Annotated in this window: 18 protein-coding genes; 12 read left to right on the forward strand and 6 right to left on the reverse strand. The window is 63.7% G+C overall.

Annotated features, from left to right (window positions below):
* Window positions 1-58 precede the first annotated feature (58 nt).
* Entirely contained in the window at window positions 59-832 is a 774-nt protein-coding gene (locus ACP2YP_RS22900; RefSeq protein ID WP_426418596.1) for an SDR family oxidoreductase, read from the reverse strand.
* A 122-nt stretch (window positions 833-954) separates the two neighbouring features.
* Here ACP2YP_RS22900 and ACP2YP_RS22905 point away from each other — a divergent pair, with 122 nt between their 5' ends.
* Window positions 955-1,410, forward strand: coding sequence for a winged helix-turn-helix transcriptional regulator (locus ACP2YP_RS22905; protein ID WP_426418597.1), 456 nt, complete (start codon window positions 955-957; stop codon window positions 1,408-1,410).
* A gap of 228 nt (window positions 1,411-1,638) precedes the next feature.
* Here ACP2YP_RS22905 and ACP2YP_RS22910 read toward each other — a convergent pair whose 3' ends face one another.
* Entirely contained in the window at window positions 1,639-1,887 is a 249-nt protein-coding gene (locus ACP2YP_RS22910) for a hypothetical protein (RefSeq protein WP_426418598.1), read from the reverse strand.
* A gap of 217 nt (window positions 1,888-2,104) precedes the next feature.
* On the opposite strand from ACP2YP_RS22910, the gene topA reads away from it, so the two are divergent.
* The 7 genes from topA (at window position 2,105) to ACP2YP_RS22945 (ending at window position 12,280) form a co-directional block, all read left to right on the forward strand.
* Entirely contained in the window at window positions 2,105-4,876 is a 2,772-nt protein-coding gene (gene topA / locus ACP2YP_RS22915) for a type I DNA topoisomerase (RefSeq protein WP_426418599.1), read from the forward strand.
* Between the two features lie 8 nt (window positions 4,877-4,884).
* Entirely contained in the window at window positions 4,885-7,233 is a 2,349-nt protein-coding gene (gene rnr / locus ACP2YP_RS22920; RefSeq protein WP_426418600.1) for a ribonuclease R, read from the forward strand.
* On the forward strand, window positions 7,227-7,667 hold the full coding sequence (locus ACP2YP_RS22925) for a DUF983 domain-containing protein (RefSeq protein ID WP_426418601.1): 441 nt from the start codon (window positions 7,227-7,229) through the stop codon (window positions 7,665-7,667). The genes rnr and ACP2YP_RS22925 overlap by 7 nt, the downstream gene beginning before the upstream one ends.
* A 32-nt stretch (window positions 7,668-7,699) precedes the next feature.
* The gene (locus tag ACP2YP_RS22930) at window positions 7,700-8,449 is read left to right on the forward strand and encodes an NUDIX hydrolase (protein ID WP_426418602.1); all 750 of its coding nucleotides are present in this window, start codon (window positions 7,700-7,702) and stop codon (window positions 8,447-8,449) included.
* Between the two features lie 157 nt (window positions 8,450-8,606).
* A complete protein-coding gene (locus ACP2YP_RS22935; protein WP_426418603.1) occupies window positions 8,607-9,932 on the forward strand; it encodes an LLM class flavin-dependent oxidoreductase in 1,326 nt (441 codons plus the stop codon).
* A 124-nt stretch (window positions 9,933-10,056) separates the two neighbouring features.
* Window positions 10,057-10,224 (forward strand): 50S ribosomal protein L33, encoded by a 168-nt coding sequence (rpmG, locus tag ACP2YP_RS22940; RefSeq protein WP_007603295.1) that lies wholly within the window; start codon window positions 10,057-10,059, stop codon window positions 10,222-10,224.
* 202 nt (window positions 10,225-10,426) lie between these two features.
* Window positions 10,427-12,280, forward strand: a complete 1,854-nt coding sequence (locus ACP2YP_RS22945; RefSeq protein ID WP_426418604.1) for a tetratricopeptide repeat protein — start codon at window positions 10,427-10,429, stop codon at window positions 12,278-12,280.
* A 158-nt stretch (window positions 12,281-12,438) separates the two neighbouring features.
* On the opposite strand, the gene ACP2YP_RS22950 is transcribed toward ACP2YP_RS22945, so the two are convergent.
* Complete coding sequence (locus ACP2YP_RS22950; RefSeq protein WP_426418605.1) at window positions 12,439-13,677, reverse strand: MFS transporter; 1,239 nt, start codon at window positions 13,675-13,677, stop codon at window positions 12,439-12,441.
* 130 nt (window positions 13,678-13,807) lie between these two features.
* On the opposite strand from ACP2YP_RS22950, the gene ACP2YP_RS22955 reads away from it, so the two are divergent.
* Window positions 13,808-14,416, forward strand: a complete 609-nt coding sequence (locus tag ACP2YP_RS22955) for a TetR/AcrR family transcriptional regulator (protein WP_426418606.1) — start codon at window positions 13,808-13,810, stop codon at window positions 14,414-14,416.
* A 171-nt stretch (window positions 14,417-14,587) separates the two neighbouring features.
* Here ACP2YP_RS22955 and ACP2YP_RS22960 read toward each other — a convergent pair whose 3' ends face one another.
* Window positions 14,588-15,961: a PleD family two-component system response regulator gene (locus ACP2YP_RS22960; protein WP_426418607.1), complete on the reverse strand. Its 1,374-nt coding sequence runs from the start codon at window positions 15,959-15,961 to the stop codon at window positions 14,588-14,590.
* A gap of 14 nt (window positions 15,962-15,975) precedes the next feature.
* A complete protein-coding gene (locus tag ACP2YP_RS22965; RefSeq protein WP_008566616.1) occupies window positions 15,976-16,341 on the reverse strand; it encodes a response regulator in 366 nt (121 codons plus the stop codon).
* 277 nt (window positions 16,342-16,618) lie between these two features.
* On the opposite strand from ACP2YP_RS22965, the gene ACP2YP_RS22970 reads away from it, so the two are divergent.
* From ACP2YP_RS22970 to ACP2YP_RS22980, 3 genes are read left to right on the forward strand one after another with little or no spacing between them, the layout of a single operon-like run.
* The gene (locus ACP2YP_RS22970) at window positions 16,619-16,930 is read left to right on the forward strand and encodes a DUF3572 domain-containing protein (protein ID WP_426418608.1); all 312 of its coding nucleotides are present in this window, start codon (window positions 16,619-16,621) and stop codon (window positions 16,928-16,930) included.
* Window positions 16,927-18,216 (forward strand): DNA polymerase IV, encoded by a 1,290-nt coding sequence (locus tag ACP2YP_RS22975; protein WP_426418609.1) that lies wholly within the window; start codon window positions 16,927-16,929, stop codon window positions 18,214-18,216. The genes ACP2YP_RS22970 and ACP2YP_RS22975 overlap by 4 nt, the downstream gene beginning before the upstream one ends.
* Window positions 18,216-18,623 (forward strand): ACT domain-containing protein, encoded by a 408-nt coding sequence (locus ACP2YP_RS22980; protein ID WP_426418610.1) that lies wholly within the window; start codon window positions 18,216-18,218, stop codon window positions 18,621-18,623. Before ACP2YP_RS22975 ends, ACP2YP_RS22980 begins: the two co-directional genes overlap by 1 nt.
* An 81-nt stretch (window positions 18,624-18,704) precedes the next feature.
* Here the strand turns inward: ACP2YP_RS22980 and ACP2YP_RS22985 are convergent, their stop codons facing one another.
* Window positions 18,705-19,682: a hypothetical protein gene (locus ACP2YP_RS22985; protein WP_426418611.1), complete on the reverse strand. Its 978-nt coding sequence runs from the start codon at window positions 19,680-19,682 to the stop codon at window positions 18,705-18,707.
* Between the last annotated feature and the right edge of the window lie 122 nt (window positions 19,683-19,804).

Consider the following 19,804-nt stretch of genomic DNA (forward strand, 5'->3'; position numbering starts at 1 on the left):
AACCATCCGGCGCAACTTGCGTGCCGCACCGGATGGATTCAATTTGCACTTGATCTGATCAACCGCGATAGATCGGCGCGCCGCTCGGAGACGCAACGGCGCCGCCATCAACGAAGATCTCCTGGCCCTGGATGTGCGCGGCATCGTCCGACGCAAGGAACAGCACTGTCTTCGAGATGTGATCTGGTTCACCAATGCGCCCGAGCGGCGTCGACAGCCCGATGCGCTTCTCGAACGCCTTCTCCGCTTCAGGTGTTGCGATCGCCGCACCCCAGATCGGCGTGCGGATCGCACCCGGCGCGACCACGTTGACGCGGATGCCGCGCGGCGAAAGTTCCGAGGCCATGATCCGCGCCATCGCCCGCACGCCGGCCTTCGCCGCGCCATAGGCCGAGTAACCGGGAATGCCGAGCACGGAGATCACCGAGCCGTTGAGGATGATCGACGCGTTGTCGTTGAGATAAGGCAGCGCCGACTGCACCGTGAAGAACACGCCGGTGAGGTTGGTGCTGATGACCTTCTCGAAGACATCAAGCGTTGCCGAGCCGAGCGGCGTGCTCCCGGGAATGCCGGCATTGGCAAAGACGATGTCGAGCTTGCCGAATTTTTCGGCGCCCTTCTTGATCGCGGCTTCCGTCGCGGCGATGTCGGTGGCATCGGCCACGAGCGCGAGCGCGTTCGGACCGAGCTCCTTTGCGGCGGCCTCCAGCGTCTCCTTGTTGCGCCCGGTGACGATCACCTTGGCGCCCTCGGCCACGAAAAGTTTTGCGGTTGCCAGTCCAATGCCGCTGTTGCCGCCGGTAATCAGTGCCGTCTTGTTCTTCAGCCTCATGCTTGCCTCCAGTGGTTGCATTATGAGACTATGTTGCGATCTAGGCCAGTTGGTTTTATAATGCAACCACACAAGCGTGTGATCGGCGCCAAGATCTGGGCGAACGCGACAGGACCAGGACGATGGTGAAACGGACGAGTTTTGAGGGCGACGGTTGCCCGGTCGCGCGGTCGCTGGAGGCGATCGGCGACTGGTGGACGCTCCTGATCATTCGCGAAGCGATGCTCGGCGTGCGTCGGTTCGGCGAGTTTCAGAGCAAGCTCGGCATGGCCAAGAACATCTTGTCAGTGCGGCTGCGATCAATGGTCGACCACGGCATCCTGGCGCTGGTCCCCGCCTCCGACGGCAGCGCCTACCAGGAATATGTGCTGACGCCGAAGGGACGCGGCCTCTTCCCGATCCTGGTCGCGCTCCGGCAATGGAGCGAGGAGTTCGACGATCACCCCGAGGAGATCGCAACCATCCTGGTCGATCGTGCGAAAGGCCGCCCGATCAAGAAAATCGAGCTGCGCGCGGAGGACGGGCGGGTGTTGAGCCTCGCGGATACGACGTTGAAGCCGCGGCGGCGATCGGCGTAGTAACGGCGCACAGCGCTACCGTCATTGAAGCAGCGCGCGCAGGTCTCTCACCGTCACCCTGAGGTGCTCGCCTCTTCGGCGAGCCTCGAAGGGCGATGGCCCGGCTGCATCCCGGCCGCTCATCCTTCGAGGCTCCCGGCGCGATGCTTTGCATCGCGCCACTCGCACCTCCAGCGACGAGCGCTACGCGCTCGCGCGGGGATGACGGGTCGGATAGTAAGCGCCCTCTCACGACAACTTGCGTTTGCTCCGCAGCCGCAAATGCTCGTCGGCCTCGAGCTTGGTCATCCCTAAGAGATAATGCAGCACGTCGAGCTTGTGCCGCTCGGCGAGCTTGCGCAATGCGCCCACCTGCTCGGCGATGAAGGCTACGGCTTCATCGACGCCGCCCTCCCCCGGTTCCTCGTTACGCGAGCCTCCCCGCACGCCCGACGCGGCGCGCGCCCGTTTCTTTCCTGGCTTTGTCACCAGCCCCACCCGAATCCATGCCCCGCGGGAACATTACGCCGACATCGGCCACAACTCCAAGGTGGTGTTTCGCAACTTTCTCGATATGAAACTTTTCCCATTTGGCGGGCTTTCAACACCCCTCGATTTGACAGCGAGGGCCTCACCACCCATGTTCGGGTCGAAACGGCCGACCCGAATCTTGTCGATTTCGGCCTAGATTTTCCCCATAAGTTACTGGAACTACATGAATATCGTCATTGTGGAGTCGCCGGCGAAAGCCAAGACGATCAACAAGTATTTGGGCTCGTCCTATGAGGTTCTGGCCTCATTCGGCCATGTCCGCGACTTGCCGGCGAAGAACGGTTCCGTCGATCCCGACGCCAATTTCAAGATGATCTGGGAGATCGACCCCAAGGCGGCCGGCCGGCTCAACGATATCGCCAAGTCTCTGAAGGGCGCCGACCGCCTGATTCTGGCAACCGACCCTGATCGTGAGGGCGAAGCCATCTCCTGGCACGTGCTGGAGGTCTTGAAAGAGAAGCGCGCGCTGAAGGATCAGAAGATCGAGCGCGTGGTGTTCAACGCCATCACCAAGCAGGCCGTCACGGACGCGATGAAGCATCCGCGCCAGATCGACGGCGCGCTGGTCGACGCCTATATGGCGCGCCGCGCGCTCGACTATCTGGTCGGCTTCACCCTCTCCCCGGTGCTGTGGCGCAAGCTGCCGGGCGCCCGCTCGGCCGGCCGCGTGCAGTCGGTGGCGCTGCGGCTGGTCTGCGACCGCGAGCTCGAAATCGAGAAGTTCGTCGCCCGCGAGTACTGGTCGCTGATCGCGACATTGCTGACGCCGCGCGGCGATGCCTTCGAGGCGCGCCTCGTCGGCGCCGACGGCAAGAAGATCCAGCGGCTCGATATCGGCACCGGGGCGGAGGCCGAAGACTTCAAGAAGGCGCTGGAGCTTGCGACCTACGCCGTGACCGCGGTCGATGCGAAACCCGCGCGCCGCAATCCGCAGGCGCCCTTCACCACCTCGACCTTGCAGCAGGAAGCCAGCCGCAAATACGGCTTTGCGCCCGCGCACACCATGCGCATCGCGCAGCGTCTTTATGAAGGCATCGACATCGGCGGCGAGACCACCGGTCTCATTACTTATATGCGTACCGACGGCGTGCAGATCGATCCGTCCGCGATCACCCAGGCGCGCAAGGTGATCGGCGAGGATTACGGCAACGCCTACGTGCCGGACGCGCCCCGCCAGTACCAGGCCAAGGCCAAGAACGCTCAGGAAGCGCACGAAGCGATCCGCCCGACCGACATGTCGCGCCGTCCCGACAGCATGAGCCGCAGGCTCGATGCGGACCAGGCGCGGCTCTATGAGCTGATCTGGAAGCGCACCATCGCGAGCCAGATGGAATCGGCCGAGCTCGAACGCACCACCGTCGACATCGCCGCGAAGGCCGGCGCCCGCACGCTGGAGCTGCGCGCCACCGGTCAGGTCATCAAGTTCGACGGTTTTCTGGCGCTCTACCAGGAGGGTCGCGACGACGAGGAGGACGAGGATTCCCGCCGCCTGCCCGCGATGAGCCCGAACGACGCGCTGAAGCGGCAGTCGCTCGCCGTCACGCAGCATTTCACCGAGCCGCCGCCACGCTTCTCGGAAGCGTCGCTGGTCAAGCGGATGGAAGAGCTCGGCATCGGCCGGCCCTCGACCTACGCCTCGATCCTCCAGGTGTTGAAGGACCGCGGCTATGTCAAGCTGGAGAAGAAGCGCCTGCACGGCGAGGATAAGGGCCGCGTCGTGGTCGCTTTCCTCGAAAGCTTCTTCAGCCGCTACGTCGAATACGATTTCACCGCCAATCTGGAAGAGCAGCTCGACCGCATCTCCAATAACGAGATCTCCTGGCAGCAGGTGCTGAAGGACTTTTGGACCGGCTTCATCGGCGCCGTCGACGAGATCAAGGATCTGCGCGTCGCCCAGGTGCTGGACGTGCTCGACGACCTGCTGGGACAGCACATCTATCCGCCGCGCACCGATGGCGGCGACATCAGGCAGTGCCCGAGCTGCGGTAACGGCCGGCTGAATCTCAAGGCCGGCAAGTTCGGCGCCTTCGTCGGCTGCTCGAACTATCCGGAGTGCCGCTACACCCGCCAGCTCGCCGCCGACAGCGAGACCACCGCCGACCGTTCGCTCGGCCAGGATCCCGATACGGGTCGCGATGTCTGGGTCAAGGCGGGCCGCTTTGGCCCCTACATCCAGCTCGGCGAGCAGAAAGATTATGAGGAAGGCGAGAAGCCGAAGCGCGCGGGCATCCCGAAGGGTACCTCTCCGAGCGATGTCGAGCTCGAGCTTGCGCTCAAGCTGTTGTCGCTGCCGCGCGAGATCGGCAAGCATCCCGAGACCGGTGAGCCGATCACCGCGGGCCTCGGCCGCTTCGGGCCTTTCGTGAAGCATGAGAAGACCTATGCCAGCCTGGAAGCCGGTGACGAGGTGTTCGACATCGGCCTCAATCGCGCCGTGACGCTGATTGCCGAGAAGGTCGCGAAGGGCCCGAGCCGGCGCTTCGGCGCCGATCCCGGCAAGGCGATCGGCGATCATCCCACCCTCGGCACCGTCACCGTGAAGAGCGGCCGTTACGGCGCCTATGTCACCGCCGGCGGCGTCAACGCGACCATCCCGGCCGAGTTCGAAAAGGACACCGTGACGCTACCGCAGGCGATCGCGCTGATCGACGAGCGCGCCGCCAAGGGCGGCGGCAAGGCCAAGAACACCAAGACAGCGAAGAAGGCGGCGAAGCCGGCCAAGGCCAAAAAAGCTGCGGTGAAGGCCGCGGACGGTGACGCAGCGCCAAAGACGAAAAAACCGGCCGCGAAGAAGGCGGCCAAGACCAAATCCGAATCCACCAGCAAGGCGCGCGCCGCCGTGCCGTCGACCGCCAAGACTTCAGCAGTCAAGACGTCGCCGACCAAGGCATCCGCCGCCAAAGCTCCGGCCAAGAAAAGTGCCGGCACGACTTAAGAGGTTAAGTGAAACGCAAGAATGACCATGGCTTTCCCGACAGGAGCGCCATCGTCGCCTTCATCAAGGCACATCCGGGAAAGGTCGGGACCCGCGAGATCGCGCGCGAGTTCGGCCTGAAGAACGCCGATCGCATCGAGCTCAAGCGCCTGCTGCGCGAGCTCGCCGACGACGGCACCATCAAGAAGAAACGCCACACGGTCTCAGAGCCGGACAGCCTGCCGCCGACGCTGGTCGCCGACATCACCGGCCGCGACTCCGACGGCGAATTGATCGCCTCTCCCACCGAATGGGACGAGGTCGAAGGCGGCGAGCCCCCCAAAATCCGCATCCAGATGCCGCGCCGGCCGAAGCCCGGTACCGTCGCCGGCGTCCGCGATCGCGTGCTGCTGCGCGTCGAGCCGACCAACGAGACCGAAGGTCCGGCCTATCGCGGCCACATCATAAAAGTCTTCGACAAGGCCAAGAGCCGCATCCTCGGCGTGTTCCGCAGCCTGCCCGAAGGCGGTGGACGGCTCGTCCCCGTCGACAAGAAGTCCGCCGATCGCGAGCTGAACATCGCCCCGGCCGAGACGCAAGGCGCCCAGGACGGCGACCTCGTCAGCGTCGACATCGTACGCTCGCGCAGCTTTGGCCTGGCCTCAGGCCGCGTGAAGGAGAAGCTCGGTTCGGTCAAGTCGGAGAAGGCGATCAGCCTGATCGCGATCTACGCCCACGACATCCCGCTGCAATTCTCGCCGGCCGCGGAGCGCGAAGCGGAAGCCGCGGAGCCTGCCAATCTGAAAGGGCGCGAGGACTGGCGCGACGTGCCGCTCGTCACCATCGATCCGCCGGACGCCAAGGATCACGACGACGCGGTGCATGCGCAAGCCGATCCCGATCCGAACAACAAGGGCGGTTTCATCGTCGACGTCGCCATCGCCGACGTGAGTTTTTACGTGCAGCCGGGCACCGCGCTCGACCGCGACGCACTCGACCGCGGCAACTCGGTCTATTTCCCCGACCGCGTCGTGCCGATGCTGCCGGAGCGGATCTCCAACAATCTCTGCTCGCTGGTGCCGGGCGAGCCACGCGGCGCGCTCGCGGTGCGGATGATCATTGCCCCTGACGGACGCAAGCGTTCGCACTCATTCCATCGCATCCTGATGCGCTCGGCCGCCAAGCTCAACTATGCGCAGGCTCAGGCCGCGATTGATGGAAGGCCTGATGATACCACCGGTCCCCTGCTCGATCCGATCCTGAAGCCGCTCTATGCCGCCTACGCCTGCGTCAAGCGCGCGCGCGACGAACGCGATCCGCTCAATCTCGATCTGCCCGAGCGCAAGATCCTGTTGAAGAGCGACGGCACGGTCGATCGTGTCGTCGTGCCTAACAGGCTCGACGCGCACAAGTTGATCGAGGAATTCATGATCCTCGCCAACGTCGCGGCGGCCGAGATGCTGGAGAAGAAATCGCTCCCGCTGATCTACCGCGTGCATGACGAGCCGACGCTGGAAAAAGTCCACGCGCTCGCGGAATTTTTGGAGACGCTGGACGTCCCCTTCGCCAAAGCAGGAGCGCTGCGCCCCGCTCTGTTCAATCGCGTGCTGGCACAGCTCGAAGGCCACGACCATTTCCCGCTGGTGAGCGAGGTCGTGCTGCGCGCGCAGGCGCAGGCCGAGTACTCGGCCGAGAATTACGGTCATTTCGGCCTGAACCTGCGCCGCTACGCGCATTTCACCTCGCCGATCCGCCGCTACGCCGACCTCGTCGTGCATCGCGCGCTGGTCCGCGCGCTCGGGCTCGGCGAAGGCGCCCTGCCCGACAGCGAGACGCCGGAATCGCTCGGCGAGGTCGCCGCGCATATTTCGCTGACCGAGCGGCGAGCGATGAAGGCCGAGCGCGAGACCGTCGATCGCCTGATCGCCCATCACCTCGCCGACCGCATCGGCGCCAGCTTCCAGGGCCGCGTCTCCGGCGTCACCCGCGCCGGGCTCTTTGTCAAACTCGCTGAAACCGGCGCCGACGGATTGATCCCGATCCGATCCCTTGGCACGGAATATTTCAACTATGACGAGGGCCGCCACGCGCTGGTCGGCACGCGCAGCCGCACCATGTACCAGCTCGGTGACATCGTCGACGTCCGCCTGATAGAGGCAGCCCCCATCGCGGGTGCGCTGCGTTTTGAGCTGCTGTCGTCCTCCAGCGAGACCGCGCCGCGCGACCGCAGGCAACCTGGCCCACAACGCCGGCCCTCGTTCAAGGCGCAACCCGGACGCAGCCCGGAGAAGAAGCACAAGCCGGCGAAGCAGAAAAAGTCCGGCAAGGGTAAGAAGGCGAAGAACAAAGGCAAGGGACAGAAGGGCAAGGCATGGTGACCATGAGCACGGCTCCAAAAATCTGGACGCGCGAAACCGGCCTTGTCGAGAAGCGCGACGTCTGGGCGGCGATGAAGCGTGGATTGCGCGGGCGCTGCCCGCGCTGCGGCGAGGGAAAACTGTTCCGCGCCTTCCTGAAGACCGCGGACAATTGCGCAAAATGCGGCCTCGACTTCACGCCACATCGCGCCGACGATTTGCCCGCCTATCTCGTGATCGTCATCGTCGGCCACCTCACCGTGCCGACCATCCTCTGGATCGAGACCAATTACACGACGCCGGTCTGGCTGACCTTTGCGGCCTATTTGCCCTTCACCTTCTTCGCTTCGCTCGGCCTGTTGCAGCCAGTCAAGGGAGCTGTGGTCGGCTTGCAATGGGCTCTGCGCATGCACGGGTTTGACGAGACCCCGCCGGATGGTATTCCGCCTGTGTAAGCAAATAAGCAAAAAGCGGTTTGGGTGAGGATATGACGGATACGGCGCAGACGGCTGAGAAGGCCAGGGTGCACGAGGAAAAGGAAGCCGATCACCATCCCTATTTCCGTCCCCGGGATGCGGCGACGCTGATCCTGGTCGATCGCAGCGGCCCCGTTCCAAAAGTCCTGGTCGGCAAGCGCCACGACAAGGTGGTGTTCATGCCCGGCAAATTCGTCTTCCCCGGCGGCCGCGTCGACAAGGACGATTATCGCGTGCCGGTCGCGGCCCCCATCACCGCGGAATTAGAGGCTAATCTCGCCAAGGGCAGCCCGAAGACACCGGCCTCGCGCGCGAAGTCGCTGGCGATTGCCGCGATCCGTGAGGCCTGCGAGGAAACCGGTCTCTGTCTCGGGCGCAAGTCTGAGGGCAAGGCCAAGCTCGAAGGCCCCTGGAAGCCGTTCGCGGACGCAGGCCTGCTGCCCGATCCTTCCAGCCTGTTCCTGATCGCGCGCGCGATCACGCCGCCCGGCCGCGTCAAGCGGTTCGACACGCGCTTTTTCACGGCCGATGCGTCCGCGATCACCCACCACGTTGACGGTGTGATCCATGCCGATGCGGAGCTGGTCGAGCTGGTCTGGGTCGAGCTCGGTTCAAAACCGCTCGCCGATCTGCATCCCATGACACGGAATGTGCTCAACGAGCTCGATTCGCGCCTTGCCACCGGCCCGCTGCGCCACGACGCGCCGGTGCCGTTCTTCCATTTCTACGGCGGCAAGATGCAAAAGGACATTTTGAGCTAAGCCGCCATTCCGGGCTCGCTACGCGCGCCCCGGAATGACGCGATTGTGCTGAGGCGCCAGCAAAAAACAAAAGAATCTTCCCGCCTCCCCCAATGGCGGAGTTCCCGGGCGTGCCTATGTCTTCCCCCAACGACACCAGAACGGGATTTTGGGCGCGATGGCACAACGGCAACTCAAGCTTGGCGCGTTCATGCGCCCGGTCAGCATCCATACCGGCGCCTGGCGCTATCCGGGGGCCTGGCCCGACGCCAACTTCAACTTCGGCCACATCAAGCAGCTGATCAGGAAGCTCGAGGCCGGCAAGTTCGACGCCTTCTTCATGGCCGATCATTTGGCCGTGCTGAACATGCCGGTCAACGCGCTCAAGCGCAGCCACACCGTAACCTCGTTCGAGCCGTTCACGCTGTTGTCGGCGCTGTCGGCCGTCACCGAGCGCATCGGTCTGATCGCGACCGGCTCGACCACGTTTGATGAGCCCTACCACGTCGCCCGGCGCTTTGCCTCGCTCGACCATCTCAGCGGCGGCCGCGCGGGCTGGAACATCGTCACCACCTCGAACCCGGATGCCGCGCTGAATTTCGGCCTCGACGACCACATGGAGCACGCCGAGCGCTACAAGCGCGCCCGCGAATTCTACGACGTCGTCACCGGCCTCTGGGACTCCTTCGCCGATGACGCCTTCGTGCGCGACGTCGAGAGCGGACTTTTCTTCGAGCCGTCGAAGATGCACGTGCTCGACCACAACGGCAAATATCTGAAGGTGCGCGGGCCCCTCAACATCGCCCGCCCCGTGCAGGGCTGGCCGGTGATCGTGCAGGCCGGCGCCTCGGACGACGGCAAGCAGCTCGCGGCCGAAACGGCGGAAGCCGTCTTCACCGGCGGCGGCAGCCTCGCCGACGGTCAAAAGCTCTATGCCGACATCAAGGGCCGCATGGAGACAATCGGCCGCGATCCCGAGCACCTGAAAATCCTGCCCGGCGCTTTCGTCGTGGTCGGCGACAGCGTCGATGAAGCCAAGGAGAAGCGCGCTCTTCTCGACAGCCGCGTGCACTACGACAGCGCCATCGCCTCGCTCTCGGTCATCCTCGGCACCGATGCCTCCGGCTTCGATCCGGATGGCCAGCTGCCGGACATTCCGGAGACCAACGCCAGCAAGAGCGGCCGGCAGCGCATGGTCGACCTCGCCAGGCGCGACAAGCTCACGGTGCGCCAGCTCGCCCAGCGCGTCGGCGGTTACGGCGGGCTGTCCTTCGTCGGCACGGCGCAAACCATCGCCGACCAGATGGAGGAATGGCTGGTCGGCCGCGGCTCCGACGGCTTCAACATCATGTTCCCGTTCCTCCCCGCCGGCCTCGACGATTTCGTCGACAAGGTGGTCCCGGAGCTGCAGCGGCGCGGGATTTTCCGGAAAGAGTATGAAGGGGCCACCTTGAGGGAGAATCTGGGCCTCCCGCGGCCGAAAAACCGGTTCTTCGAGGCATAATCGGGCCGATTTGAGCGGTTTTCCGGGTCTAAAACCTTGACATCAGGCGGTTTCTGGCTAGGTTGCCGGCCAACGCGGGCCGTTTGGCCGGCTCCAGATTCCCCAATATTCTGAGGTTCAGAACATGGCCAAAGCGGTCACCATCAAGGTCAAGCTCGTGTCCTCGGCTGACACCGGCTTCTACTACGTCGCCAAGAAGAATTCGCGCACCATGACCGACAAGCTGGTCAAGAAGAAGTACGACCCGGTCGCGCGCAAGCACGTCGAATTCCGCGAAGCCAAGATCAAGTAAGATCGCGGAACGCTACGGACTTTGACGGGGCCCTTTCGGGCCCCGTTTTTATTTCCGCTCTCTCCACGCCGTCATTGCGAGGAGCTCTTGCGACGAAGCAATCGAGACAGCCGCCAGCCTCACGAAATCCTGGCATGGTTAGAAGCAGTAGCCTCGCTGCCTTCAATTGCGAAGCTACCTTCGGATCATCATCCAGCCGTTCATGAATCGCAGAGAGCGCCGGGCCGCGGCGGCCAAACAATCCGGAAAGGCCTCGCCGGCTGCGCTTTGCCAGTCGGGCTTTACGCATTTTCAAACAGGGCGAATCGCCGAGGCCGAGCTGTGTTGCCAGCAAGCGCTGACTCTCGACGAGCAACATCCGGATGCCCTCCATTTGCTTGGCGTGCTTTGTTTTCACGCGCAGCAGCCCGACGCCGCCGTGGAATGGATCGGGCGCGCAGTCCGGCAAGCACCGAAGGCTGAGTACCTCCTGAGTCTCGCCACGGTGCTGGAGCGGCAGGGTCGGCTCGAGGACGCAGGACAACATTACAGCCAGGCTTTGAGCCTCAAACCTGATGATGCGGGCCTCTGGAATCACCTCGGCAATCTGCTCTGGCAACTCGGGCGCAAGGACGAAGCAGCGCAGCACCTGCAGCAGGCTTTGAAGCTGAATCCGCAATATTGGGAGGCCGCGCACAATTGCGGCATGTTGCTGCTTGAACTCGGCCGGCATGCGGACGCCATAAAATGCTTCGACGCCGCCGAGAAGCTGAATCCGTCCGCAGCCCTGTATCAAATGCGCGCCGTTTGCCTCTCGGCTGTGAACCGGTTTGAAGAAGCGCAAGCGGACTACGAGAGGTCCGTTGCGCTGGATCCCAATCTGGCAGAGACGCACAACAATCTCGGCCTGCTGCATTGGAAATTTGACCGGCTGGAACAGGCCTTTGCCTGTTTCGATCGGGCGCTGGCCCTTCGACCAAATTTTCATGCCGTGCTCAACAACAAGGCCGTGGTCTTGTTGCATCTGCAATTGCTGGATGAAGCGTTCGCGACCCTGCAGAGATCGCTGGCGGCCGCCCCCAACGATGCGCAGACGCTGTTCTATCTGGCAACGCTTCAGCTCTTGACCGGCGACTTCGAGCGCGGCTGGCTTGCGCGCGAAGCGCGCTGGAGGCTCCCGTCTGTCGGTCTGGTCGATCGCGGCTTTTCGCAAGCCCTTTGGCTTGGCGACCAGTCGCTCGAAGGCAAGACCATCTTGCTGCATTCCGACGAGGGGCTGGGCGATGCGATTCAGTTCGCCCGCTATGTGACGATGGTGGCCGCCCTCGGAGCCAAGGTCATCCTGGAGGTCGAGCCTCCAATCCAGCAGCTTCTGGGCGGCATCACCGGGGTCGCAGCGTGTGTCGGCCGGTCGTCTCCGCCGGCGTTCGATCTGCACTGCCCTTTGGGAACGCTGCCATTGGCGTTCGGGACACGGCTCGATACGATTCAGTTCGCGCAAGGATACATTCCCACGCTCCCGGCGGCGCGCGTGAAGGCGTGGCAAGACCGGCTTGAAGGCCGGCTTGGTCCCCGCACCCGCTTTCGCGTCGGTCTGGTCTGGGCGGGCAATCCGGATCACAGGAACGATCACAATCGATCGATGGCCCTGCGCACGCTCGCGCCGCTGCTGAATTGCGGCGTCCAGTTCGTCAGCCTGCAAAAGGGCATCCGGGATCAGGACCGCGCCTTCCTCGCCGAACGTCGTGACATCGTCGACCTCACGGAGCATCTGACGGATTTCAGCGAAACAGCCGCGCTGATCTCCTGCCTCGATCTGGTGATCTCAGTCGACACCAGCGTCGCTCACCTCGCCGGCGCGCTGGGGCTTCCGGTCTGGACGATGTTGCCCTTCAACCCGGATTGGCGCTGGCTGCTCAGCCGCGATGACAGCCCTTGGTATCAGTCGATGCGGCTGTTCAGGCAGCCCGAGCGAGGCGACTGGGCTAGCGTGGTGGACGACGTTCGCCGCGAGCTCGAAAGCCTGATTGCAGCATGGCGGTCAAGGCAGGATCAGGCTTCGCTTCTGCCGGCGTAGTCGCTCGTGTCCCGGACGCGCTGCAGCGTGCAACGCTGCTGCGCAGAGCCGGGACCTAGCAAAGCAACACGAACAATGCAGCGACATGGGCCCCGGCTCTGCAGCGCACCGTCAAAGTGACGCTGCGCTGCGTCCGGGACACGAGAGCGACGCCCTGCCTACGCCGTCCGCAACACCGGCGCCGGCGGCTGCGATGGCCGGATCAGCGCGAACGCCACCTGGATGATGCCGCCGGCCAGTCCCAACGCGACGCCGATGCGCCAGGCCATATTGTAGGAGCCGAGCGCGTCGTAGATCACTCCTCCTCCATAGGCGCCGAGGAAGCTGCCGATCTGGTGGCTCATGAAGGCGAGGCCCTGGATCATGGCCTGCCAGCGCAGGCCGAACATCTCGGCGACGGCGCCTGCGACCAGCGGGCCGACGCCCATCCAGAGGAAGCCCATGATGGCGCCGAACAAGAGCGTCGAGGCCGAGGTCGCCGGCAGCATGAAATACCAGGCGAGCGCGAGCGAGCGCAGGACGTAGATGCCTCCGAGCAGCGCCAGCTTGTTCCAGCGCTGGCCGGCCCAGCCGAAGAACAGCGAGCCCAGCACGTTGAAGCCGCCGATCATGCCGAGCGTCTGCGCGCTCAGCATCGGATCGAGGCCGCAGATCGCCAGATACGACGGCAGATGCGTGGTGAGGAACACGAGCTGCATGCCGCAGACGAGATAGGCGCAGGTCATCACCACGAAGGAGGCATTGCCGAACGCCGACTTCGCAACGGAGGCCGCCGTGGCATCGCCGATGTCGTCGGCCGCCGGCTTCGGCAGCGGGATGGCGTCGACGCGGCCGGCGTACCAGGCGGCGGGGATCATCAGCACCGACATGACGACGAAGCCGGCAAGCCCGATGCGCCAGCCAAAGCCCTCGTTGAGCATCTGCCCGATCGGCGCCGACAGCAGCGCGCCGAGCGAGCCCGCGCCGGAGACAATGCCGAGCACGGTGGAGCGCACCGTCGCCGGCACCGCGCGCGCCGCCACCGACATCGCGATCGCCGCCGCGGTGCAGGCGAGCGAGGTGCCGATCAGCACGCCGGCGCCGATCATGATGCTGATCAGCCCGTTCGCGGTCGTCATCAAGACAAGGCCTGCGATGTACATCAGGGCGCCGACGATCATAATGGGACGGAAGCCGTAGCGCACAGTCATCGCGCCTGCGAGCGGCTGAAGGAAGCCCCAGGCGAGGTTCTGCACCGCCAGCGCCAGCGTGAAGTCCGACACCGAGAGGTGGATGTCCTGCGTCAGCGGCTGCATGAAGATGCCGAGCGACTGCCGCAGCCCCATGCTCAAGGTCAGCATGATCGAGGCGCCGATCAGGATCGGAAGTGTGGGGCGCAGGACCTGCAACAGGGGCATTGTTGTTCTCCCTCGTGGGCACGGCACGCGTGCCGGCGTCTGCAATTCGCGTTGATTTTGGTTACACAGACCTGTGTAATTAGTCTATAGAAGAGGCGGACTGTCAAGCGAACAGGACTTATCCGGCCGCATGGCTCCCCCGCCCGCCCCACAGACGATGAAAGAGCGGATCCTCGAGACCGCCGACAAGCTGTTCTATCTGCAAGGCATTCGCGCCATCGGCGTCGACACCATCGCAGCCGAGATCGGCATCTCCAAGCGCACGCTCTACAACCATTTCCCGTCCAAGGACGCGCTGATCGCGGCCTATCTGGCGCGCCGCTTCGTGGCTCAGCGCCCCTCCGACAAGCCGCCGGCCGAGCAGATTCTCGCCACCTTCGATTCGCTGGAGCGGCGCTTTGCGGCCAAGGATTTTCGCGGCTGCCCGTTCGTGAATGCAGTCGCCGAACTCGGGCGGACGGATCGCGCGGTGAAGAAGATCGCCATCGCCTTCAAGGAAAGCCGCCGCGTCTGGTTTCGCGAGCGGCTCACTGAGCTCGGTGTTGCGGACGCCGACGCGCTCGCAACGCAGCTCGTGCTGCTGGTCGACGGCTCCATCGCGCAAGACCTCGTCCGCGACGATCCCGCGATGGCGCGTGCGGCGAAGGAAGCGGCGACAGTGCTGTTGCGGAATGCGGGGGTGGATGTGGGTGGTGATGCGGCGAAGCCGGTGAAGAGCAAGCACTCGCCGCAATCATAGCTGTCGTCCCGGCGAAGGCCGGGACCCATAGCCACAGGCCGTAGTTTGGCGAAAACTCGGAGTTACCAGCTCGCGCCACAACCCATTCCTGGGGTTATGGGTCCCGGCCCCCGTGCGCAATTGCGCACTAGGCCGGGACGACACTGAGGACGAGGCGTGCCGCCAGCGGCCTCACGCCGCCTGCGATACCACCCGATTTCGTCCGTCGTGCTTGGCGCGATAGAGCGCGGTGTCGGCGCGCTTGAGGACGTCGGCGACCGCCTCGCCCTTCTGCTCCAGCGTCGTGAGCCCGATCGAGATCGTGACCTCGATGTGCTTGGCGCCCTTGTGGACGGCAAAGGGCTCGCCGGCGATCGAGCGGCGCAGGCGCTCGGCAACCATGCCGGCGACGTGGAGATCGGTTTCCGGCATCACAATCACGAACTCCTCGCCGCCGTAGCGGCAGGCGAGATCGATGCCGCGGATCGATTTGCGGACACGCACGGCGAATTCGCGCAGCACGTCGTCGCCGGCGTCGTGGCCGTAATTGTCGTTGATCGACTTGAAATAATCGATGTCCAAAATCATCAGCGCCAGCGGCTTGCCGCGGGTCGAGGCCTGCTCGGCCAGCGTCGCCAGATGGCTCTCCATGTAGCGGCGATTGTGCAGGCCGGTGAGCGCGTCGGTGATCGCCATCTCGATCGAGTTCTGCACGTTGTCGCGCAAATGATCGGTGTAGCGGCGGCGGCGGATCTGGGTGCGGGCGCGCGCCAGGAGCTCGGTCTTGTCGATCGGGCGCAGCAGATAGTCGTTGACGCCGATCTCGAGGCCGCGGAGCAGCCGTGTCGAGTTCTCGGCCTCTGCGATCGCAAGGATCGGCACGTGGCGGGTGCGCTCCAGCGAGCGGGCCTGGCTGCAGAGCCGCAGGCCATCGAAATTGTTCAAGTCGAGCGAGACGATCAGCAGGTCGTAGTTGCCCTCGGCGGCGTGGAACAGCGCTTCGGTCGGATGCGGCTCGACGTCGATGGTGTGCTCGGCGGCGAGGATCGTCGCCAGCCGCTCATAGGACGACTGCCGGTCGTCGACCAGCAAGATGCGGCCGCTCTTGCCTGCATCGGCGATGGCGCTGCGCTCGGGCGCCTGCATGCCGATCTCGAGCGAGGTGATGGCGCGCATGCGCAGCTCGTCCGTCATCATCTTCAGCCGCGTCAGCGAGCGCACTCGCGCGATCAGCACGACGTCGGAGACGGGCTTTGTCAGGAAATCGTCGGCGCCGGCCTCGAGCCCGCGGTTGCGGTCGGATGGGCTATCGAGCGCAGTGACCATCACGACGGGAATGTGGTGCGTGGCCGGATCGGTCTTGAGGCGGCGGCAGACTTCAAAGCCGTCCATGTCGGGCATCATCACGTCGAGCAGGATGATGTCGCATTCGGCGCGGCGGGCCAGCGCCAGCGCCTCGGTGCCGTTCGAGGCCGTCATCACGTCGAAATATTCGGCGGAGAGACGGGCCTCTAACAGCTTGACGTTGGCAGGAACGTCATCGACGACGAGGATACGCGCGGACACTTTGAACTCACTTCCTATCCGATGAAACGCCGGACCGTCTCAATGAATTTGCCGACCGAGATCGGCTTGGACAAATAGGCTTCGCAGCCGCCCTCGCGGATGCGCTCTTCGTCGCCCTTCATCGCAAAGGCCGTGACCGCGACGACGGGAATGGCGCGCAACTCCGGATCGTCCTTGATCCAGCGCGTCACCTCGAGCCCGGAGACCTGCGGCAATTGGATATCCATCAGCACCAGATCGGGCCGCATCTTGCGCACGAGGTCGAGCGCCTCGTAGCCGTTGCTGGTTCCCGAGGTCTGGTAGCCGTGCGCCTCCAACAGGTCGCGGAAGAGCTTCATGTTGAGCTCGTTGTCTTCCACGATCAGGACGGTCTTAGCCATCCCGCCCTCCTGTTTGGTCCTGAAGACCGATGCATGTGACGCCTCAGGCGCCGCTTTCCGGCGCTTCGAAAACTGGATTCAAACTAGCCTCAGATTCGCTTGAGTTTCGTTAAACCCGAGGGGCCACTTTCTGCGATGTGGTTTCCAGTTGCTTGCCTCGGCCCGCAAGACTCAAGGCCAAGACTGGAGGCCAAGACTCAAGGCCAAGACTCAGTCCCAAGACTCGGGCATATTCCAAAGTAGACACCGAAAGTTAACGGAAAGGCAAACCGGGCCCGTGAAAAAGGCTGTTCACAACCCTCGCGAAGTCGCTGAAATCGTTGCGATTCAGGCGCTGTCCTTTATTGCGGGCGACCCTGAAAGGCTGGGCCTGTTCCTGGCTGAGACAGGGGTCGGCCCGGAGACGCTCCGGAACGCCGCCTCGGACCCGCATTTCCTGCTCAGCGTGCTCGATTTCGTGCTGCGCGATGACGACACTGTGAAGGCCTTTGCCAAGTCCTCGGAACTGCATCCGACCAACGTTGCCGCAGCGCGGCAGGTGCTGGGCGATGCGCTCGGCGACCGGACCTGGGAGCGCGACGTGCCGTGAACGTCCCCGATCCGGCCGGGCCCCGCTGCTTCTGCCGGGATTGTCTGGCCGATCTGGATATCGGCGTGCGGCGCTGTTCCGCCTGCGGTTCCCCTCGCCTCGTCCGCCACCGCGCGCTCGCGCGCCTGACCATTGCCCATATCGACTGCGACGCCTTCTATGCGACAGTCGAGAAGCGCGACAATCCTGACATCGCCGACAAGCCCGTCATCATCGGCGGTGGCAAGCGCGGCGTGGTGTCGGCCGCCTGCTACATCGCGCGCACCTATGGCGTGCGCTCGGCGATGCCGATGTATAGGGCGTTGGAAGCCTGCCCGCATGCGATCGTGATCCGGCCGGACATGGCGAAGTATGTCCGCGTCGGCCGCGAGGTGCGACAGGCCATGCAGGCGCTGACGCCGCTGGTCGAGCCGCTGTCGATCGACGAAGCCTTTCTCGATCTCTCCGGCACCGAGCGCGTGCACGGCATGATCCCGGCCAAGGTGCTGGCGCGCTTTGCCCGCGACGTCGAGCGCGATGTCGGCATCAGCGTTTCGGTCGGCCTGTCCTGCAATAAGTTTTTGGCAAAAATCGCCTCCGATCTCGACAAGCCGCGCGGCTTTGCCGCGCTCGACCAGGACGAAGCGCGTTTGATGCTGGCTTCGAGGCCGGTCGGCTTCATCTTCGGCGTCGGACCTGCGACGCAGGAGCGCCTCGTGCAGCGCGGCTTCCGCCTCATCGCCGATCTGCAAAAGACCGACGAGATCGAGCTGATGCGGCAGTTTCCGAGCGACGGCCGCAGGCTGTGGCGGCTCGCGCGCGGCATCGACGACCGCCGTGTCGAGGCCGATCGTGGCGCCAAGACGATTTCGAGCGAGACCACGTTCGAGACCGACATCCGCGATTTCGCGTCGCTGGAAAAGATCTTGTGGCGGCTGTGCGAGATGACGTCGTCCCGGCTCAAGAGCAGCGAGCTTGCCGGCTCGACCGTCACGCTAAAACTGAAGACCGCTGCTTTCCGCCAGCGCACACGCTCGCAGTCGATCGCAGCGCCGACGCAGCTTGCCGCAAAAATCTTCTCGATCTGCCGCGAGATGTTGGCGAAAGAAATCGACGGCACCGCCTTCCGCCTGATGGGCGCCGGCGTCAGCGCGCTGCGCGAAGGCTCCCCCGCCGACGACACCGACATGCTCGACCGCCGCGCCGCGCATGCCGAGCGAGCGGTCGACAGCCTGCGCAAGAAGTTCGGCAGTGCCGCGGTGATCCGCGGCATCGCATATGACGGGCCGGAGAAGGCGCAGGAGTGATGACCCCCGAACGCGATCTCGCTGCGCTGCTGAGACACATGAAGCCCGAGCTGCGGCCGGGCATCTTCGTGTTCTGCACCATCGCTCCAAACGAGCGCATTCCCGCAGCACTCAATCCGCTGCTGACGTTCCGCGAGCAGGAAGGGACGACGCTGGTCATCCTGCGTGAGGAAGCCGAAGCAACAGGACTAAGCTACGCATTCGCCTCGCGCCTGATTACCTTGACGGTTCACTCCGCGCTCGATGCTGTAGGGTTTCTAGCGGCCACCACCGCGCGCCTCGCCGCAGCCGGCATCAGCGTGAACGCCGTGTCGGCCTTTCATCACGACCACCTCTTCGTGCCGGCTAACCGGGCTGACGGCGCGATGGTGCTGCTGCGGACGATGTCAGAAACGAGGAACCTTTAGCCCGGCATTAGGGTGGGCCTTACGGTGCGCTCAATTACGTCTGCACTAATGCTGTCCGACCAGGGGCGAAAGGCTTCGCTACTACGAGATCAAGACACTTCGGATGCCATCTTCAATCTTTGAGGCGATCCGGCCATAAAGAAAAAGATGGGCCCTGACAGCCCATTCAAGCTGCGCCAGGCTATCGACCTCCCAATAAGCCACCGAGAATGAATAGACCGTTTCCGCATAAGCGATCGCCAGCATCGTGCCCGGAGCGGGTCTGGCGAGCTTGCCTTTCAACCGGCTATCTCTCAGGTGCAGATATGGAGACAGTGCACAAAGCCCAGGGGCGGGCCCCGGAAAAAAAGCGACTCCTTTCTCTATCGACCAACAAAGATCCCAGCCATCAACGATCGTCTTTGAAAATACGGGATACTTGGCGCGTGATTTCGCCCGATCGTAGGAAAACCCATAGGCGGCGGCCTCACGTTCCATGATCTGAGTAAGGAATGAATACCGACAGAATTCGTCTGCGAAATCGCAATCTCCTTCCCGAACGCTCCGATGCCGAATGGCCTCGTCTTTCGCGGCTTTTCTCACCTCTTCCAGCACGGCAGCGAAACGAAGCTGGTGCGCTTGCGGATTTTGAGTAGCTTCCTGTCGCAACCGACGGAAACAGGGATCAATTTCAGTCCTCCACGCAGCCTCTGTCATTTCGTATCGAGATGAGAGCCCTCGTTCGGAACACCCATTCTCACGGTCTCTCCCCCTTCTCAAGGACTCCAGGAAGGGAGAGCGATAGATTCGCATGAGATCGAAGCCGGGCAAGTTGAGAGACTGTGGCTGCCCGTATCTCTCTCTAACCAACGCCATGGCGCACTGGCGATGAAGGAGAAGCTCATCTTCCCCTTTAGCGAAGGCTTCGAGATACTGGATCCTTGAAAGGAAGGCCTTGAATCCTGCCGTCTCCAACTGAAGTAAGTAGCTTGGCACATCATCCGCAATCGAGCTCCATCGGCTGCAGATCGCATTCGCAACGTCGAAAGAGAGTGTGTTGAAGTTTTGTGTAGTGGTCACGGCAAGTGCCTAAGGTATCAATACGGGTGCTCTTGGCGGCCCGAGAAGAAGGGCCGCCCGCGGGTCGTTCACTGAATGCTTTACTAAGTACACTATTTATCTGTTTAAAGCGATTTAAAGCG

Source organism: Bradyrhizobium genosp. A (assembly GCF_049949275.1).
In the GTDB taxonomy this organism is placed as follows: Bacteria; Pseudomonadota; Alphaproteobacteria; order Rhizobiales; family Xanthobacteraceae; genus Bradyrhizobium.

Coding starts and splice junctions, on each gene's coding strand:
- ACP2YP_RS22900 (WP_426418596.1), bottom strand. CDS start 832: ATGAGGCTGAAGAACAAGACGGCACTGATTACCGGCGGCAACAGCGGC.
- ACP2YP_RS22905 (WP_426418597.1), top strand. CDS start 955: ATGGTGAAACGGACGAGTTTTGAGGGCGACGGTTGCCCGGTCGCGCGG.
- topA (WP_426418599.1), top strand. CDS start 2,105: ATGAATATCGTCATTGTGGAGTCGCCGGCGAAAGCCAAGACGATCAAC.
- ACP2YP_RS22925 (WP_426418601.1), top strand. CDS start 7,227: ATGGTGACCATGAGCACGGCTCCAAAAATCTGGACGCGCGAAACCGGC.
- ACP2YP_RS22930 (WP_426418602.1), top strand. CDS start 7,700: ATGACGGATACGGCGCAGACGGCTGAGAAGGCCAGGGTGCACGAGGAA.
- ACP2YP_RS22935 (WP_426418603.1), top strand. CDS start 8,607: ATGGCACAACGGCAACTCAAGCTTGGCGCGTTCATGCGCCCGGTCAGC.
- rpmG (WP_007603295.1), top strand. CDS start 10,057: ATGGCCAAAGCGGTCACCATCAAGGTCAAGCTCGTGTCCTCGGCTGAC.
- ACP2YP_RS22945 (WP_426418604.1), top strand. CDS start 10,427: ATGAATCGCAGAGAGCGCCGGGCCGCGGCGGCCAAACAATCCGGAAAG.
- ACP2YP_RS22950 (WP_426418605.1), bottom strand. CDS start 13,677: ATGCCCCTGTTGCAGGTCCTGCGCCCCACACTTCCGATCCTGATCGGC.
- ACP2YP_RS22955 (WP_426418606.1), top strand. CDS start 13,808: ATGGCTCCCCCGCCCGCCCCACAGACGATGAAAGAGCGGATCCTCGAG.
- ACP2YP_RS22965 (WP_008566616.1), bottom strand. CDS start 16,341: ATGGCTAAGACCGTCCTGATCGTGGAAGACAACGAGCTCAACATGAAG.
- ACP2YP_RS22980 (WP_426418610.1), top strand. CDS start 18,216: ATGACCCCCGAACGCGATCTCGCTGCGCTGCTGAGACACATGAAGCCC.